Source organism: Streptomyces sp. NPDC057617 (assembly GCF_042800555.1).
Lineage (GTDB): Bacteria > Actinomycetota > Actinomycetes > Streptomycetales > Streptomycetaceae > Streptomyces.
In genome coordinates this window covers 409,451-427,071 of the sequence record NZ_JBHVGV010000002.1, presented here as the reverse complement: position 1 = coordinate 427,071, position 17,621 = coordinate 409,451, and the positions used below count along the sequence as shown (strand labels likewise).

Sequence of the window (17,621 nt, the reverse complement as noted above, 5' to 3'; positions counted from 1 at the left end):
CGGATCAGCTGGCGTCGAGGATCTCGCTGACCTTGTCCGACAGACCGGTCGCGATGTCCTCGGCCACACCCGTGCCCACGATCGCCACGATGATCAGCGCGACCAGAACGATCACACCGACGTACTCGACAGCGCCCTGACCCTTGTCCCGACGGGCCTTCATGGCCGTGACGGTCGTGTTCGCCCAGGTGCCGACGTAGACCTTGGCGGCGGTGGCGGCCTTCAGCGTGATGTTCGACATGGTGTTCTCCTCCGGTGTCGGCCGGCCGTCTGCCGGCCGACTCGTACGAGTCTGTGATGTCGTTCGCGTCCCCGGCTTCCTCCCGGCCGGTGTCGCTGTCGACATGAGAAACGTACGCCGGGGAGATACCCCTCGCCATGGGCCTCAGGGCCCAACTACGGGCCCAACGCGGGGATTGGGCCCGACGCGCGTACTCAGACATGGCCACCGGCCCCCCCTCGGGCAAGTCCGTGCCACAGGGCTATCGCCTCGCCGCGGCTGCCCGCGTTGAGCTTGGCGAAGATGCGGTTGATGTGGTTCTTCACGGTCTTCTGGCTGATGAAGCAGGCGGCGGCGATCTGCTGATTGGTCATGCCCGACGCGATCAGGTCCATGATCTCCACCTCCCGCTGGCTCAGTTCGGAGTACAGGCCCTCCACGGGCCCGCTCTGCTGCCCCTGAAGAGAATGTCCCACATTCGCTTGCGAAAGCAAAGACTCTGAAGAGGATTGTTGCGTACCCGATCCTCGGTCAACCTGCCTCGCCTGCATATACGTTGGCGGAAGGTGAGGCGGATGCCCCTGGGCCGGGGCGTGTGCTTGTGCAGATGACTGGTCCGGTACCGCGGGCAGATAGCCGGGGCCGGTGAAGGCGGTTCCCAGGCCCTCGGGGAGGTGCGCGCCCCGTTCGCCGGAGCCGGGCCCCGAAGCGGCGGCCCCGCCCCGTACCGTCGCCAGCAGCGCGCTGGACGCCGAGTAGGTGAAGTGGGCCCGGCCCTGCTTCACATCCCGTACCGCGTGCACCAGTTGGTCGGCCGTGAACTCGCCGTGCACGAGATAGCCGCCCGCGCCCAGCCGCAGCGCCTCGTGGACGATCTCGCTCTCGCGGCTGTACGTCATCATCATGACCGGCGCCAGCCGTACGAGATGCGGCAGCGCGGAGATCCCGTCCACGCCCGGCATCCTGACGTCCAGCAGGATGACGTCGGGGCGGTGCTGGACGGCCTGTTCGTACGCCTGGCGGCCGTCCGAGGCCTCCGCGACCACTTCGATGTCGTCGCGCCCGGAGAGCAGGACGGTGAGACCCGCCCGTACCACCGGGTTGTCGTCGGCGACCACGACACGCATCGGCGGCGCGGCGGGCGGTTTCAGGGGGAAGTCCTCGGGGAGTTCTCCGGATGCCGCCGGCGGCGCGGCGGTGGGGACTCCGGCGGTGTGTTCCGAACTGAGCGGTGTGGCGTGCGAGGACGTGTGCTGCGATACATGGGACTGCTGCGTCCAGTGCTGCCCGGAACTGCTGGAGATGTCGTCCGGCATGGCTGCGGCCTCCTCTCAGGTGTGGGGACGGGTGGCTGCGGTGCGGGAGTGCGGATGGTTCCGGTTTCTCGGGTAGCCGGTCGGTGTCAATTGAGCTGTGGCGCGGGCTGGTTGGCCCACTGGCCTTCATGTGTAGGTCGCAGGGCGGTGAGCGGCAGTTCCAGCCGTACTTCCGTGCCCTTGGCGGCGCGGCCCCGGCCGATACGGATACGGGCCCCGATGGACGCGGCCCGCTCGACCATGCCGACCAGGCCGAAGTGGCCGGCCCGGCGCAGGTTTTCGAGGGTCGTGCCCGGCGGCAGGCCCCTGCCGTCGTCGTACACGCTGATACGGAGCACATCGCCGACGGCCCCGGCCGAGACCGTCACAAAGCTGGGGCGGGCGTGGCGCTGGGCGTTCTCCATGGCCTCGGTGGCGATGGTCAGCGCGTGCCGGGCCACGGCGTGCGGGACGGGCGGTACGGCGACGGGGCTGAGCCGTCCGAAGGTCGCCTCGACGCCATGGCGGCGGGCGAAGTCCTCCGTACGGGAACGGAGTTCGGTCAGTACGTCGACCCCGCCGTCGAGGCCCGACTCGCGCCGCAGATCGGAGAGCAGTTCGCGGGACTCGGCGGCGGCGCGGCGTGCCGAGCGGGCGACCAGCTCCGCCTGGTGCTTGACGGTGAGCGGGTCCATCCGGTCGGCGGAGCCCGCCAGGCCGTCCGCCGCCATGGCGAGTCCGTGCAGGGTCTTGGCCACGGAGTCGTGCATCTCCCGGGCGAGCCTGGCCCGTTCCTCCTCGACGGCGCCGTGCACCGCGAGCCGGGCGCGGGCTTCGGTGAGGGCCTGGCTGGCGGTGCCGAAGCCCAGCATCAGATTGCGCAGGGTGCTGCCGATCGCGCCCGCGATGACACACAGCCCCGGCAGCAGCAGCGCGTTGAACCCGGCCTCGGCCTCGCTGTTGACCGCGTAGGCCAGGGCCACGATCAGGGACTGGAGTACGGCGAAGAACGCGGCGCCCCGCCAGCCGTACACCAGGCCCGCGAGCAGCGGGGTGCAGATGGTGACATAGGCGAGGGTCGAGTCCGGGGAGGCCGTGGCCAGCAGCAGCGCGCCGAAGAGCATGTCGACGGCGAGCAGCACGGGGTGGCGCAGCAGGAAGGGCCCGAACCGCTCCCAGTCGCGCAGCAGGACGTACGACACCATGAAGGTGACGACCACGGCCGAGCCGACCAGCCAGATCGCGAGCCCCGAGGCCGTCCGGTCGAGGGCGAAGGGCGCCGCGAGGGCGATCATCGCCAGCCTGAACGCGAACACCTGGCGGCAGAGCGCCTGGAGGGCGTTCACCTGGATCGCCAGAGTGGGCACACGGGTCGGGGTGGAGCTGTCGGACGGGCGCGGGACATCGTTGCCAAAGCTTCCGGTGAGCGTGGCGAGCCGCTGGGCCATGGTGGGTCACCTCCTGTTCGGGTCGTACGGTCTTGCCGGGGTCCTGCGGTCTGTGCGGGGCGTACGGGTCTGTCACCGGCCGAGGACGGTCACTGGCCGAGGATGTCCCCGAAGTCGACACCCGAGCCGTAGTAGAAGCTGAGAACGATCAGGATCATGGTCGCCGGGAGCATGACCATGGTGACGACGAGCGTGGTCTTCGGAACGGCCTGTGCCGCCTTGCGCCGGGCGTTCTGCGAGTCGGCGCGGCGCATGTCGTTGGCGATCTGGATCAGGGTGTCGACGATGGGCGCGCCCAGCTCCTCGCCCTGCTGGAGCGCGGTGACGAACATCGACACCTGCTCCGAGGCATTGCGCTTGCGGAGCTGCTCGAAGGCGTCCCGGCGGCTGATGCCCATGTCCATCTGGCGCAGGGTGATACGGAGTTCGTCGGACCACGGTCCCTTGTACTTCTCGGCGACGCGCTCCAGGGCCTGACGGAAGCCGAGACCGGCGGAGACGACGACGGCGAGCACATCGAGGAAGTCGGGCAGGGTGCGCTCGATGTCGTCCTTGCGCCTGCGGATATGGGCACGGAGGATGACATCGGTCCACACCAGGCCGTACGCCAGGGCGACGATGGCGATGACCGCCTGTCCCCGTACCAGCAGGGCGAACCCGGCCAGCACGCCCAGGAATCCGTACACCGCGCGGCGGGCGGCATAGCGGTCGACGGTCATACCGCCGGGGTTGCCCGCCATGTCGAGCCGGCGGCGCAGCGCGTCGACCCGCTTCGGGCCCATCATCCGCAGGATGTTGGGTGCCCAGCGCATACCGAGCCGGTCGATGCCCGATCCCACCGCGGTGGTACGGGTCGCGCCGACCTCCAGGGCGATCGCCAGGTCTCCGGGGAGCTTGGCGTCGGCGCGGTAGAGACGGACGCCGTGGAAGACGCCGTAGACGGCCAGTCCGAAGACGACCGCGAGCAGCAGACTCATGATCTCTCCCCCCTTCTCAGACCTGGACCCGGGACATGCGCCGGATCAGGAAGAACCCGACGGCGTACATGCCGAAGGACACGACGACCCCGGCCTGGCCCAGCACCGAGCCCGTCATCTTGTCGAGCGCGCCGGGCGCCATGCCGTTGATCATCAGCAGGAAGCCCAGACCGAGCAGGGGGACCGCCAGTGAGGTGACCTTGATCTGGGAGAGCATCGTGGTGACCTCACGCCGGGTCTCCTTGCGCTCCTCCAGCGTCTCGGTGAGGTTGCGCAGGGAGCTGACGACCTGGCCGCCGGCCCGGCTGGAGAGCACCAGGGTGGTGACGAGGACGACCAGCTCGCGCGAGGGGAGCCGGTCGGCGAGTTCGCCGAGTGCGTCGTCCATGGTCTGGCCGATGGCGAGTTCGTCGGCGACCCGGCGCAGCTCCTCGCCAGCGGGGTTGTCGAGTTCGTCGGCGGCCATGGCGAGAGCCGTGCGCAGGGCGAGTCCGGCCTGGGTGGCGTTGGCGAGGACGCGGGTCAGCTCGGGCAACTGGTTGATGAAGGCCTCCGTACGCTTCGTCCGCTGCCAGTTGAGGAAGGCGTTGCCGCCCCACACACCGATCAGCGCGGCGAGCACCCCGAAGAAGGGGGCGAATATCGCGCCGATGACGAAGTACAGCGCGAGCAGCCCGGCCACCACGTACACCACGTACTCACCGGGGGTGAGATCGAGGCCGGTGACCGCGATCTTGCGCTCGATGCGCTTGCCCAGGGAGGTCGTACGGATCCGGCGGTCGATGCCGATGAAGCGCTGGCGGCGGCCGGTCGCGCCGGCCATCTGGCCGGTGTGGGTCATGCGGTGGACGAGCGCCTGCCGCTGGGCCTTGCCCGACGAGTAGACGTGCACGCCGATGACGGCGAGCACACAGGTGAGCAGTGTGACGCCCATCGTCAGGAGCGGGAGATTATCCATGTCGTGCGGGGACCTTCTCGGTGGACTGGGAGGGGTTCGGGGAGCGGACGGGTTCCGGGCGCGCGAGTCGCGTACGGCCGTGGGGAGGCTGCGTCAGGCCAGGGACCTCCGTACGGCCAGGTCCTCGTCGGACTCGGCGACCCCGAAGGCCGGAGGGACGGCTTCGCTCTTCAGATAGAGGCGTTCGGCGACCCGGCGGGGCAGCGGGTAGTACTCGAACTTCCCGTGGATACGGCCGTCGGCGGCCATCGGTTCGGCGCGGTAGCGGCAGACCGAGACGATCCGGTACTCCTCGCGGCCGTGCGAGTCGACGATGGCGATCTCGGTGACCCGGCGGGAGCCGTCGGCGTGCCGGGTGAGCTGCACGATGACATCGACGGCGCTGTTGATCTGGTCCTTGATCGCCACGAACGGGATCTCGACCTCCGACATGGAGGCCAGGGTCTGGAGTCGCATCAGCGCGTCCTCGGCGCTGTTGGCGTGGACGGTGGCGAGCGAGCCGTCGTGACCGGTGGACATCGCCTGGAGCATGTCGAGGGTCTCACCGCCACGGACCTCACCGACGATGATGCGGTCGGGGCGCATACGCAGCGAGTTGCGGACCAGGTCGCGGATGGTGACCTGGCCCTTGCCCTCGACGTTCGCGGGCCGACTCTCCAGGGTGATCACATGGGACTGCTGGAGCTGGAGCTCGGCGGAGTCCTCGATGGTGACGATGCGCTCGCCTTCCGGGATCAGCCCGGACAGGGAGTTGAGCAGGGTGGTCTTGCCGGTGCCGGTGGCGCCGGAGACGATCACATTGAACTTGGCGCGCACCAGACCGGCCAGCAGGACCATCATCTGCTCGTCCAGCGAGCCGAGGCTGATCATCTCCTGGAGGGTGAAGGCCCTGGGGAAGCGCCGGATGGTGAGGATCGGGCCGGTCAGCGAGAGCGGCGGAATGATCACGTTGACACGCTCGCCGGACGGGAGGCGGGCGTCGACCATCGGATTCGCCTCGTCCACCCGGCGGTTGACCGTGGAGACGATGCGCTCGATGGTCTGCATGAGCTGCTCGTTGGAGGTGAACCGCATCGGCAGCATCTCCAGCCGCCCGCCGCGCTCGACGAAGACCTGCTCGGCGCCGTTGACCATGATCTCGCTGATGGAGGCGTCTTCGAGCAGTGGCTCCAGGATGCCGAGGCCGAGGGCCTCGTCGACGACCCGGCGGATGAGCTGGGAGCGTTCGACGGTGGAGAGGACGGGCCCCTCCCGGCTGATGATGTGGCTGAGGACCCGCTCCAGGCGGGCCCGGCGCTCCGCCGCGGCGAGCGCGGACATCTCGGCGAGGTCGATCTCCTCCAGGAGCTTGGCGCGATAGACCCCGACGAGGAGACTCTCCTCGCTGTGCCCGTTCGTCGGCTCGGGGCTGTTGATGCGCGCCCGCAGGCTCATGTCCTCAACTCCCAGGTTCTGCTGGTGTGCTGGAGTGCTGGTCCGGTGCTGTGTGGTGCGTACGGCCGGAAGGCCGCGGGTCGGGGATCAGTCGAGCGGCATCGTGGCACTCCTCTTGGCCTCGCCGAAGTCGAAGACGGGCAGCAGGGCCGGGATCCTGACCTTCGCGGTGACCTTGATCTCGTCACCCGCCTCAGTCTTCTCAAATGTGGACTGGTCGGGACCGGCCAGCCAGTCGCTCATCGCGGCCCTGCCCGCCTGCTCGTAGTTGGTGGTCGCGATGTTGTACGAGGCGGCACGGGCGGCGGCGCGCGAGGCCGTACCGGCCTGCTGGATGGCGTACGCGGCGATCCCGAGCTGGATCGCGGCGAGGGCGATGAAGAGCAGCAGGGTGATCACGCCGACGTATTCGAGGGCGGCCTGGCCCCGCTCGCGTGCACCTCGTACGCCGCGCTCCGTGGGTTTCCGCACAATCAGCATGGTCGGCATGGTCAGCTCTCCCTCACGGCCGAGGCGTGCCCGGTGACCTCGACGGGGATGTCGAAGCCGGGGAAGAGTACGGGGATGTTGATTTCGACGTCCGCCGTGACCAGATCCCCGTCGGGCGGTGTGCAGTCCACCCGGGCCAGGGTCCAGGACCCGGGAAGGTCCTCCTGCGCGGCCTCCCTGCACGCCTCGTTGCGCGTGCCGGGCTCGGCGACGGTGGCCGCCCGTACCGCCTCGTCCGCCGCGTTCCCGGCGAGCGAGAACGTGTAGCCGACGAGCGCGGCCTGCCAGAGCAGGATGACCGTGCCCAGGATGATCGGGACGAGTCCGGTGAACTCCACGGCCGCCTGGCCCCGGTCACCGAGTCTGTCCCGCCACCGCTCATTCTCTGTGCGGGCCTCCGGCCCTTCCCCGTACCGCTCCGCTATTCCGTGGACGCTCATGGTTCAACGTGCCCCCTCCGACTCGTACCGGCTCATCAGTCCTGTGGCTTCGATCGTCCGCGAAGGACGCCGACCGATCCGCGGTCTCCCCTGAACTTGCCCTGTTTCTCGCCGCCTTCCGGCACCTTCACCAGACCCAGTTCGCCGGCCAGGCCCCACATCGCCTGCTTGACCATGGACTTGGCCTCCAGGTCCTGCATCCGGCCCGCGTCCACCGCCGACTGGAGTTCCTTGAAGTTGGCCGGGATGACCACCCGGGAGACCTGGGTGCTGGTGATCCGCTCGATGAGGGGCGGCTGGATCTCGGTGTTCCTGTTGTAGCGGTTGACGACCGTCACCGTCTCCTCCGCCTTGCGGATCTGGAGCCGGTCCCAGAGTCGGACCATGCGCTTCGCGGCACGGACCGACACCACATCGGGGGTGGTCACCAGCAGAGTGGTGTCGGCCATCTCGATGGCGGCCGCGTTCGCGCTGTTCATCTGGGTGCCGCAGTCGATGACGACGACTTCGTACCGGTTGCGCAGGGCGCTGACGATCTGGCGTACGGAGCGTTCGTTGACCTCTTCGCCGCGCTCGCCCTCCCCCGGCGCCAGCAGCAGGCCCATGCCGCTCGGGTGGATGAAGACCGCGTCCTGGAGCACCCGGGGCGATATGTCCTGGATGGTGGAGAGGTCCACGATCGACCGGCGGAACTGCACATCGAGGTACGAGGCGACGTCCCCGGACTGGAGGTCCAGATCGGCGAGCGCGGTGGTCATGCCCGACGCCTTGGCGGCCAGGGCGAGCTGCACCGCGATCAGGGTCGTACCGACCCCGCCCTTGGCGCCGCTCACCGTGACGACCGTACCGCCGGGGCCGCTGAACACCTCGGCGCCCTGGCCGAGATGGCGCCGTACCCCCACCGACCAGCCGGCCGCCGCCTGGACGCGCTGGGCGAGTTCCTCGTACGACAGCGGGAGCCCGATCAGTCCGCGGGCGCCCGCGTCCATCGCGGCCGAGAACAGGCCGGGGCCCGCGTCCTTGGTCACCAGGATGACCCCGACGGCGGGGAACCTGAGGGCCACTTCCCGAATCAGTTCGAGTGCCGGTACCGGGCCGATCCGTTCATGGACCAGCACGACCTCCGGCAGTTCGTCGATCGACTCGGCCGCCAGCCGTCCCAGGGTGTCGATCAGTGAGGTCGAGTCACCGACCGGCGCGGCCGGCTCCGCGTCGGGGAGCTGGCTGAGCAGGGTGGTGATGGACCGTGCGGCGTCGGCGTCACCGACGACCGGGAGGATTCGGGTGGTCATCAGTCCTCACTTGTCCCCTTCTTCGGTTCTTCGGTCCCTCACTTGTCCCCTTCGAGGGTGTAGGTGCTCTCCCCCGGACGCAGCGTTGTCGGGCTGCCGTCGGCGAGGAGCGCGAGCCGTACGTGCTGGGCGAAGGACTCGGCGTACGCGACGCGCTGCGCGTCCTTGGTCTTCAGCGCGAAGGTGATCGGCACGGCCTGCCTGACCGCGCTGCGGTTCCTGTCGTTCTGGTCCGGTTCCAGCGCGGTGAGCCGGCCCACGTCGATGACCTTCGCGTTGGAGACGATGATCCGGGACTGGGCGCGGGCACCGTCGTTCTCGGCGGCGAAGGTGGCGAAGATATTGACCAGGTCGCCGGGGGTGATCTTGCCGGCGACCCCGGTCGCGGCGTCGATCATGATGGCGATCTCCTGCTCGTCGTTGGCGAGCGCGGGCCGCTTGACGATCATGTCGTCCTGGAGCAGCGAGCCCTTCTTGAGCTGGGTGACGGCGATCTTGCCGCTGACGACGGCCAGGTCGGTCACCGCGTTGTCCGAGAGCCACCGCTTCGGCATGGTGATCTTCTCGAACTGGTTGGCCTGGAGCGCGGTGTACGGCGCCACGTCCTCTTTCAGCCGGTACGCGGCGACCTCGGGGCCGACCTTCGAATTCACGTCGCTGATCACCGAGAGGACACCGGCGAAGGCGGCGAAGGCGCAGAGCACCGAGAGCAGAAGGAGTATGACGCCGCGGCGTTGCCGTGAATTCATGGGCGGAACAACCTCGTTCGGAGATGTATGAGTACGGGTGCGTGGGCAGGAGTAGGGGATACGGGGTCGGGGGGCCGGGAGTACGGCGCCGGGGGTATGCGCTCGGGGGCCGGTGAGGCGGACGGTGTACGGGTGGTGCCGGACCGGCGGGGCCGGACCGATGGCACCGCCGCCGGCCGCGTCCGCGCGGGTCCGCTGCCCGCTCCCGGGGTTATGACCCGTGCCGGATAGGCGCTCCCTGGTTCTGGACGCCGGCCGCGCGGCCCTGGTTCTCGGGCGGGTTGACGGGCGCCGAGCAGAATCCGCAGCGGTCACCTATCAGTTCGATACCGCACCAGGAACAGACCTCTCGCCGTACGGAGGAAACCAACTGATAGAGAACGGAGATATCCGGCAGGAAGGCTGCGAACTCGATCATTTTGGAGGTCCCCCACCAGCGAGGCGAATCGGAGGGGAGGGCGCTCTCCTGAATTCCCTGGACCCGCCAGGCGGGCGCCAGTGTCGAGGTCACCCAGTCCGACTGCAATTGCCCCTTTCCGACCATCAGTTGTGTACCGAAGTCCGGACCGGTGAGCTCACCGTTTCCGATCTTGATCAATTGAGGTTCCGGGTTGGCGAGGACACCGAACTGCGAGCCGGGCACCCAGGACTTGGCGTGGGACTTGAGGCTCACCGGCACCCGGTCGAGCTTGGTGACGGAGTTGAGCAGCGCCCCGGAGTAGATGTAGTGCGAGAGCAGCCGGGCCGCGGAGGCCACGATTCCGGCACTGAAGTCACAGATCGACAATTGCCGCAACTGGCGCACCAGTACGGCCACGCCGAGCGGCGGCAGATCCAGCTTGAGCAGGGCGATCCGGTCGCTCTCCAGCATCGACCTGACCGTGTGCAGCCGCCGTTCATGGGCGGCCGGGATGGAGGCCGGGTAGACACCGATCACATAGCCGTGCTGTTCCACGAGCACTTGCATGTCGGCGAGCGCCGCGTCCAGGGGCTGGGCGTCGGGCGACTGTAGCAGCGCCGCGGTGGGCGTCTGATGGTCCGTCGGTGGCAGCACCAGATCAGGGCTGGTGACAGCAATCGCGGTCGGCACGCTGGTTCCCCGTTCAGCACCGGCCGTCGGCGTTCCGGCGACCGCGGTTCTCTCCTGCTCCGGGCTTCTGCCCCCGCACTTTATCCAGGACTCCCCGCACGGAGAACACCTCTCAGATACTGGTGACCCAACTTTGAGGCGGCAAGCACCGGCAAACTCGGGCGAAGCAGTCACCTGTTCACTCATGTTTCAATGAATATTCGAATCGATGGAATTTCGCCTCCAAACCCGCTGGTTTGGGCCCGGGTTGGGCCCAGGGACCCACGCCCCGGCTCTGCCCACGCTCGTACGCTCCCATTCCGATTCCGCGCGCGAAAGGCGCGCGGTCACCGAGGGGGACGGTCGGGATGAGACGGGAAACGGAGCGGGCCGCGGGCCTCTTCGGGCATCGGCGCGGGCATACGGGCCCGGGCCCGGCCCATGACCGCGGGCCCGGCCCGGGTACGCGGCCGGGCCCGGGCCCGCGTCGGATCCGGGGCCGCGGGCGCGACCGCGGTGTCACGGCCACCGAGTACGTCGGTGTGATCGTGGTCGTGGCGGCGGTCGCCGGCGCGATGGTCGGTACGGGGATCGACGAGACCCTCGCCACCAATCTGCGCTGTCTGGTGAGCTTCAGCGGCCCGTGCAATACGGGCGGCGGCACCGATGACCAGGCACAGCCCAAGACCGACGCCGATTACGAGCCGCCGCTCTGCCAGATCTCCTCGGTCACCGACAAGGCCGGCGCCAAGGCGAAGGTCCTCTTCATCGAGTGGGGCGAGGAGTACGGCTTCCAGCAGACGACCTTCCAGGCCAACACCGATGTCAACAAGGACGGCGTGGTCGACGCGAACGACCAGCAGGTGATGATGACCTTCACCGACGCCGCCTCCGTAGCGGCCAAGAAGGACTGGAAACCGGGCGCGAAAATCGGCAAGTTCGGAGCCGACAAGGTCGAACTCGGCGCGGGGATCAAGGTCACCAACGGCGACACCTGGGTCTTCAACAGCGAGGAGGAGGCCGCCGCCTTCCGTGACGACATCGAGTCGCTGAAGACGTACGAGCTGGCCAACCGCAACGCCAACTCCCGCGGCGGCGGCCTCGGCAACAGCATCCTCTATCTCTTCGGCAAGGGCCCGATGGCCGAGGAGGAGAAGCTCCGCGAGCGCATCGACGAGAAGCTCGGCAAGCGCCACATCAGCTACGGCAAGGTCGGCCTGGAGGCCAGCGCGGCCGGCGGGCTCAAGCTGTCGGCGGGCGAACGAGAAGAAGCTGAGCGCCACCCTCGGCGGCAACTTCAAGTTCTCCCCCGAAGTGACCTGGACGGACAACGACTTCAAGGGCACCAAGGCGTACACGTACAGCGCGGCCGTCGAGTACGGCGGCAAGGTCGGGTACGAGGCCGGGCCCCTCAGCGGCGAGTCCTCCGGCTCGGTCACCCAGACCGGCACCATCACCGTCACGCACGACAAGAAGACCGGTGAGCTGCTGCGGATCGACATGACCCGTACGGTCGAGAAGGGCGCCACCAAGGACGGCGCGAAGCTCGGCGGCGACAACGGCAAGAGCGGCGACGACAAGCGCGGCGGCAGCGGCGGTGCGAAGGGCAGCGACCAGACCACCGGGATCGAGGTCGTCACCAACTCCGTCGTCATCCCGCCGGGCAGCGACGGCGACAAGCAGCGTGCCATCGCCCAGGCGTGGCTGGACGGCCATGGCGACAACGCCGCGCCCTTCACGTACATGTTCGACGACCACGCGCCGACGAAGCGGCCGGGCGCGGACGACCCGTTCGGACAGCTCCTGTTCGACGAGGGCCTGTCCAGCCGGACGACCTACACCGGCGAGACGGACGCCGCGGAGTACGGCTTCGAGCTGAACCTGGGGCTGAGCCTGGGCTTCTCCGTCTCCACCGAGAAGAAGGAAGAGACCCTTGACCAGGCGGAGTTCCTCGGTGCGCCCCATGGGGACAGCCGCAGCTACCTCCCGTACAGCTACTGTGCGAACTGACCCCGGCGGCGACAGGAGCACCCTCGTGATGACCAGCGACAATGCGAACCGGAAGGCCCGGCTGAGGCGGCCGGTCCTGACCGCGGCCGTCTCCGCGGCCCTCCTGCTGACGGCCGGGTGCGGTACGGACACGGGCGCCGGGACCGTACCCGACGGCTGGAAGACATTGACGACCCCCGCGGTCACGGTCGCGTACCCGCCCGCCTTCACCCCGCAGACCGACTCCGAGCGCAGCAAGTACAACGCCGCGGCCGCCACCCTCGCCGAAGGCGGCAAGTCCGTCGCGATCATCACCGTCCAGCTCGACTTCACCAACGCCGACTCGGTCGAGGAAGCGGCGATCGGCGCCGAGGCGGGCATCGCCCTCGGCTCGACCCTCGGCAAGCAGGAGCAGATCACGGTCGCCGGACCGGACGGCGATGAGGAGGCCCGGCGCGTCAACTTCGCCTTTACGGAGAAGGGCACGCGGTACCAGGGAGTGATCGTTGCCGGCCTCGACTCCGCCGAGAAGTCCTACGCGGTACGGATCGACGCGGCCGGAGGGAAGCTCGCCGAGGGCGAACTGAAGCAGATCATCGAGTCCATCACGGTCAAGTAGGCGGTTCCCACGATGGAGATTCCCGGTGGTGACCTGCTCTTCCCGCTCGCCATGGCGCTGCTGTTCGGCTGGCTCGCGGTGCACTGCGTACGCCGGCTGGCGGCGATGGCGCGTGCGCTGCGGGCGGGCGGCAGGGCGCCCGGCGTCTGCGTACGGATCGAGACCGAGCCGTACAACCGCTCCGACGCGGAGCGGCATGTCTTCTCCTTCCGCACCCCGGACGGGCGGACGGTCGAGTTCGAGGACCTGGCGGGCCGCGGGGTGAAGGTCGGCGACGAGGTGACGGTGGCGTACGACCCGGCCGCCCCGGAGCGCACCGCGACGGTCGCGGGTCCCGGCGGCTGGTCGCCGGTGCTGCGGTACGGGCTGCTGGCGACGGGCTGCGGTCTGGCGGCGGCGGGGTTCACGGCGGTGTTCCTGTTCACGGCGATCTGAGACGCGGCGAACCGGCGTACGGGCGGACCGCCCACGGCCGGCCGAGACGGGCCCCCTCCCCACCACAGCAGTCCCAGCAAGGCGATTCGAGGCACGGAGTTCTGATGCACGGCGATCTGTTCGGAGGCGAGGGGCGATGACGCGGTACGACTACCCGGGGGCGCGCGCCCAGCAGGAGGAGGGGCGCGGGGCGCCGGTCTTCGCGCTCGTACGCGCCTGGGCGGCCGGCATCGTCGTCCTGGTCTCGGCGGAGTACCTCCAGGCCACGGTGGTCTACGACCATCTCGCCTCGGAGAACAACCTGGAGACCTTCGGCGGCCGGCTGATGCTGATCCACCTCCCCAACGCCGTCTGCATAGCCCTGGCCGCCTGGGCGGCCGGCCGGGTCCACCGCGACCCCTTCCGCGACTCCTGGCTCCAGCACTTCCTGGCGGCCTTCACCGTCCCGGTCGCGGCCCAGGGTCTGAACATGTCCCTCCAGTGGCAGGACCTCGCCGCCGAAGGCCTGCTGATGTCCAACGCGGTCCTGGCGGTGGGCTGCGTAACGGGCTACGCGGCGGACCGGCTCCAAGAAGACTGAGGCGGGGGCCTTTTCGTATACGACCTTCTGCCAGAGGTCTTGACAAGTTGATTGGTCTGGACCACCTTAACGCCCAACGGTGGCCACCGTTCCCCCTCTCGGTACCTCCATCCCCGAACCCCCACGGAGGCAGCAAGTGGAACGTGCACCAGGCGGCAGAGGTCGCATACGTACCTGGATCGGCGGCGTGGTGGCCGTGGTGGCCGCCGGGGCACTGAGTGTGACCGGGCTCTCCGGGAGCGCGCAGGCCGCCGACATCAATGTGGCCAGGAACGCGGGCTTCGAGTCCGGGCTCGCCAACTGGACCTGCTCCGCGGGCAGCGGGGCCACGGTCGGCTCACCCGTCCACGCCGGCGCGGCCGCGCTGCGCGGCACGCCCGCCGGGCAGGACAACGCCAAGTGCGCGCAGGCCGTCGCCGTACAGCCCAACTCCACGTACACGCTGAGCGCGTGGGTGCAGGGCGGGTACGTCTACCTCGGGGCCGAGGGCACCGGTACGACCGATGTGTCGACGTGGACCCCGGACAGCTCCGGCTGGAAGCAGCTCACCACCACCTTCAGGACCGGCGCCGCCACCCGGTCCGTGACCGTCTACACCCACGGCTGGTACGGCCAGGCCCCGTACTACGCCGACGACTTCTCGGTCTTCGGCCCCGACGGCGGCGGGGGCACCGACCCCGGCCCGCAGATCCCCGGGGCGCCCGGCGGACTCGCCGTCGGCTCCGTCACCTCGTCCTCGGTGACGCTCAACTGGAACGCGGTGTCCGGCGCGACCGGGTACAACGTGTACCGCTCCGGTACGAAGGTCCAGTCGGCGACCGGCACGTCGGCGACCGTGACGGGGCTGGCCGCCAACACCTCGTACGACTTCCAGGTCACCGCGACCAACGCGGCCGGCGAGTCGCCGCGCTCCGCCACGGTCACCGGCAGGACCTCGCAGGGCGGCGGCAACCCGCCGCCGGGCCCCGCGGTGCCGAGGCACGCGCTGACCGGCTACTGGCAGAACTTCAACAACGGCGCGACGGTCCAGAAGCTCCGGGACGTCCAGTCGCAGTACGACATCATCGCGGTGTCGTTCGCCGACGCGACGGCCACGCCCGGCCAGATCACCTTCAATCTCGACCCGGCCGTCGGCTACGGATCGGTGGCCGACTTCAAGGCGGACATCGCCGCCAAGAAGGCCGCAGGCAAGTCGGTGATCATCTCGGTCGGCGGTGAGAAGGGCAATGTCACCATCAACAGTGACGCCTCCGCGACCGCCTTCGCCGACAGCACCTACGCGCTGATGCAGGAGTACGGCTTCAGCGGCGTCGACATCGACCTCGAACACGGCATCAACTCGACGTATCTGACCAAGGCCCTGCGGCAGCTCTCCGCGAAGGCCGGCAGCGGTCTGGTGCTGACGATGGCGCCGCAGACGATCGACATGCAGTCGACGGCGGGCGAGTACTTCAAGACGGCGCTGAACGTGAAGGACATCCTCACGGTCGTCAACATGCAGTACTACAACAGCGGTTCGATGCTCGGCTGCGACGGCAAGGTCTACTCGCAGGGCTCGGTCGACTTCCTCACCGCCCTGGCCTGCATCCAGCTCGAAGGCGGCCTCGACCCGTCGCAGGTCGGTCTCGGGGTGCCCGCCTCGACGCGGGGCGCGGGCAGCGGCTATGTCGACCCGTCGATCGTGAAGAACGCACTGGACTGCCTGGCCCGCGGCACCAACTGCGGTTCCTTCAAGCCCTCCAGGACGTACCCGGGCATCCGTGGCGCCATGACCTGGTCCACCAACTGGGACGCGACGGCGGGCAACGCCTGGTCCAACGCGGTCGGCCCGCACGTCCACGCCCTGCCGTAGCACCTCCGTACCACCCCGGACCCCCCACAGGGCCGGCAGCGCCGTCGAACCCCACCCGACGGCGCTGCCGTGTGTCCGGCCCCGGTACCGGCGGAAACGCCGGGCCAGCGGGGAACTACCAGGGAAGGTCCCGTACCTGCTGTACGCACAGCACGACGAACAGCAGCCCGCCCGCCGCGAGCATCACGTTGCTCAGCACACCGTTGCGCCACTGCGCGGGGGTACGGGACGAGTTGAGCAGCCAGATCAGGGTGAGCGCCAGGAACGGCATGAAGAACGCGCCGAGCACCCCGTACACCACCACCAGTCCGAACGGCTGGTCCAGGAACAGCAGCGAGATCGGCGGGAAGGTCAGCCAGAGCAGATACGCGCGGAACGGCACCGAGCGCTCGCGCTCCCCGGCCGCGACCTCCGCCACCGCGTCCTCCCTGGCCGCGCCCGTCCGCTCCCGGACGAAGCGGTCGACGAAGTCGGCGAACATCAGGCTCACCCCGTGCCACACGCCCATGAGCGCCCCGAAGGACGTGGCGAAGAAGCCGATCAGGAAGAGCTTCGCCGTGATCACGCCGAAGCGGTCCTCCAGTACGGTGCCGAGATCGATCAGGCCCCGGTCGCCCGAGGTGAGGGCGATCTGTGAGGAGTGCAGCAGCTCGGCGCCGATGATCAGCATGGCGACGACGAAGAAGCCGGTGGTGATGTAGGCGACGCGGTTGTCGAGGCGCATCACCTTCATCCAGCCCGAGTTGGTCCAGCCCTTGGCGTTCACCCAGTAGCCGTAGGCGGCCATGGTGATGGTGCCGCCCACGCCTCCGATCAGACCGAGTGTGTAGAACAGCGAGCCGTCCGGCAGGACCGGCGCGAGACCGGCGACGGCTTCACCGAGATCCGGTGCGACGCGGACCGCGACATACATGACAACGAGAAACTTCATGCCGATCAGGACCGTCATGACCTTCTCGAAGACGGCATACCGGTTGAACCAGACGAAGACCAGGCCGGTCAGCCCGGTGATGACCGCCCAGGTCTTGAGCCCGGGACCGTCGGGGAAGAGCGCGACGATGGGCAGGGCGCTGGAGGACATGGCCGTGGCGCCGTAGACGAAGCCCCAGACGACGACGTAGATCGCGAAGTAGACGGTGGTCCAGTTGCCGAGGCTGCGCCAGCCGTCGAACAGGGTGCGGCCGGTGGCGAGATGCCAGCGGCCCGCGGCCTCGGCGAGGGAGATCTTCACGACGCAGCCGATGACCGCGGCCCAGAGCAGGGTGTAGCCGAACTTGCTGCCCGCGACGAGGGTGGCGACCAGATCGCCCGCGCCGACGCCGGTCGCCGCGACGACGATGCCGGGGCCGATGTACTTCCAACTCGACTTGCGGGGGCGGGAGACGGCCCCGCCGGAGCCGGTCGCACTGGAGTCGGTGCCGGTGCCCGGACCTGCGCCGGAGCCGGTGGCCGGGCTTGTGCCGGAGCCGCCCGCCGCGTCCGCGCCTGTTGTGTCCGCTGTGTCCGCCATGCGTATCGTCGCCTCTCGCTCGGCCCCCCGTACGTGACGCACATCACCAAAGCGGGGCGACGGTGATCGCGCAAGAGCGCCTGCCCGGATCACGGCAACAGGCCTGGCAGTACGGAAGGTTGACGCCTGTGCCAGGGCGGACGAGCATTCGTGGTGTGTTCCGGACCGGGTGTTTCGCCCGGCCGTCGCGGGAACGGCGCGGCGGCGCCACGCGTGTTATGCAGCGCACCCGGAATCAACGGGGGATCTGTGGGGGGAGCTTGGC

General features: G+C 69.1%; 17 protein-coding genes. 5 read left to right on the top strand and 12 right to left on the bottom strand.

The genetic code is table 11. The annotated features are described in order from the left end of the window. Positions 1-4: 4 nt before the first annotated feature. The 11 genes from ACFU9P_RS07350 to ACFU9P_RS07300 all read right to left on the bottom strand — a co-directional run bounded on the left by ACFU9P_RS07350 (position 5) and on the right by ACFU9P_RS07300 (position 10,392). Entirely contained in the window at positions 5-241 is a 237-nt protein-coding gene (locus ACFU9P_RS07350) for a hypothetical protein (RefSeq protein ID WP_376378103.1), read from the bottom strand. 194 nt (positions 242-435) lie between these two features. Beyond that, entirely contained in the window at positions 436-1,536 is a 1,101-nt protein-coding gene (locus tag ACFU9P_RS07345; RefSeq protein ID WP_384078161.1) for a response regulator, read from the bottom strand. 86 nt (positions 1,537-1,622) lie between these two features. Beyond that, positions 1,623-2,963 carry a sensor histidine kinase gene (locus ACFU9P_RS07340; RefSeq protein ID WP_384078160.1) on the bottom strand — a complete coding sequence of 447 codons (1,341 nt, stop codon included), beginning with the start codon at positions 2,961-2,963 and terminating at the stop codon, positions 1,623-1,625. An 89-nt stretch (positions 2,964-3,052) separates the two neighbouring features. Then, positions 3,053-3,940, bottom strand: a complete 888-nt coding sequence (locus ACFU9P_RS07335) for a DUF5936 domain-containing protein (RefSeq protein ID WP_376378094.1) — start codon at positions 3,938-3,940, stop codon at positions 3,053-3,055. A gap of 16 nt (positions 3,941-3,956) precedes the next feature. Continuing rightward, positions 3,957-4,898 carry a type II secretion system F family protein gene (locus ACFU9P_RS07330; RefSeq protein WP_376378091.1) on the bottom strand — a complete coding sequence of 314 codons (942 nt, stop codon included), beginning with the start codon at positions 4,896-4,898 and terminating at the stop codon, positions 3,957-3,959. 93 nt (positions 4,899-4,991) lie between these two features. After that, positions 4,992-6,332 (bottom strand): CpaF family protein, encoded by a 1,341-nt coding sequence (locus ACFU9P_RS07325; RefSeq protein ID WP_376378088.1) that lies wholly within the window; start codon positions 6,330-6,332, stop codon positions 4,992-4,994. A gap of 87 nt (positions 6,333-6,419) precedes the next feature. Continuing rightward, positions 6,420-6,821, bottom strand: a complete 402-nt coding sequence (locus ACFU9P_RS07320; protein ID WP_376378085.1) for a TadE family protein — start codon at positions 6,819-6,821, stop codon at positions 6,420-6,422. A gap of 2 nt (positions 6,822-6,823) precedes the next feature. Then, positions 6,824-7,261: a TadE/TadG family type IV pilus assembly protein gene (locus ACFU9P_RS07315; RefSeq protein ID WP_384078159.1), complete on the bottom strand. Its 438-nt coding sequence runs from the start codon at positions 7,259-7,261 to the stop codon at positions 6,824-6,826. A 35-nt stretch (positions 7,262-7,296) separates the two neighbouring features. After that, positions 7,297-8,553, bottom strand: a complete 1,257-nt coding sequence (locus ACFU9P_RS07310) for a CpaE family protein (RefSeq protein ID WP_376378079.1) — start codon at positions 8,551-8,553, stop codon at positions 7,297-7,299. Between the two features lie 38 nt (positions 8,554-8,591). Further along, positions 8,592-9,302, bottom strand: coding sequence for a Flp pilus assembly protein CpaB (gene cpaB / locus ACFU9P_RS07305; RefSeq protein WP_376378076.1), 711 nt, complete (start codon positions 9,300-9,302; stop codon positions 8,592-8,594). Positions 9,303-9,513: 211 nt separating this feature from the next. Next, positions 9,514-10,392 carry a hypothetical protein gene (locus tag ACFU9P_RS07300; RefSeq protein ID WP_376378073.1) on the bottom strand — a complete coding sequence of 293 codons (879 nt, stop codon included), beginning with the start codon at positions 10,390-10,392 and terminating at the stop codon, positions 9,514-9,516. Positions 10,393-10,739: 347 nt separating this feature from the next. On the opposite strand from ACFU9P_RS07300, the gene ACFU9P_RS07295 reads away from it, so the two are divergent. The 5 genes from ACFU9P_RS07295 (at position 10,740) to ACFU9P_RS07275 (ending at position 15,846) form a co-directional block, all read left to right on the top strand. After that, positions 10,740-11,855, top strand: a complete 1,116-nt coding sequence (locus ACFU9P_RS07295; RefSeq protein ID WP_384078158.1) for a hypothetical protein — start codon at positions 10,740-10,742, stop codon at positions 11,853-11,855. Between the two features lie 554 nt (positions 11,856-12,409). Beyond that, positions 12,410-12,979 carry a hypothetical protein gene (locus ACFU9P_RS07290; protein ID WP_384078157.1) on the top strand — a complete coding sequence of 190 codons (570 nt, stop codon included), beginning with the start codon at positions 12,410-12,412 and terminating at the stop codon, positions 12,977-12,979. A 12-nt stretch (positions 12,980-12,991) separates the two neighbouring features. Next, the gene (locus tag ACFU9P_RS07285; protein WP_376378065.1) at positions 12,992-13,414 is read left to right on the top strand and encodes a DUF3592 domain-containing protein; all 423 of its coding nucleotides are present in this window, start codon (positions 12,992-12,994) and stop codon (positions 13,412-13,414) included. A 136-nt stretch (positions 13,415-13,550) separates the two neighbouring features. Next, positions 13,551-13,994: a hypothetical protein gene (locus ACFU9P_RS07280; RefSeq protein WP_376378062.1), complete on the top strand. Its 444-nt coding sequence runs from the start codon at positions 13,551-13,553 to the stop codon at positions 13,992-13,994. A 136-nt stretch (positions 13,995-14,130) separates the two neighbouring features. Continuing rightward, a complete protein-coding gene (locus tag ACFU9P_RS07275; protein WP_376378059.1) occupies positions 14,131-15,846 on the top strand; it encodes a chitinase in 1,716 nt (571 codons plus the stop codon). A gap of 115 nt (positions 15,847-15,961) precedes the next feature. Here ACFU9P_RS07275 and ACFU9P_RS07270 read toward each other — a convergent pair whose 3' ends face one another. Beyond that, entirely contained in the window at positions 15,962-17,356 is a 1,395-nt protein-coding gene (locus ACFU9P_RS07270) for an Nramp family divalent metal transporter (protein ID WP_384078156.1), read from the bottom strand. Positions 17,357-17,621: the final 265 nt, after the last annotated feature.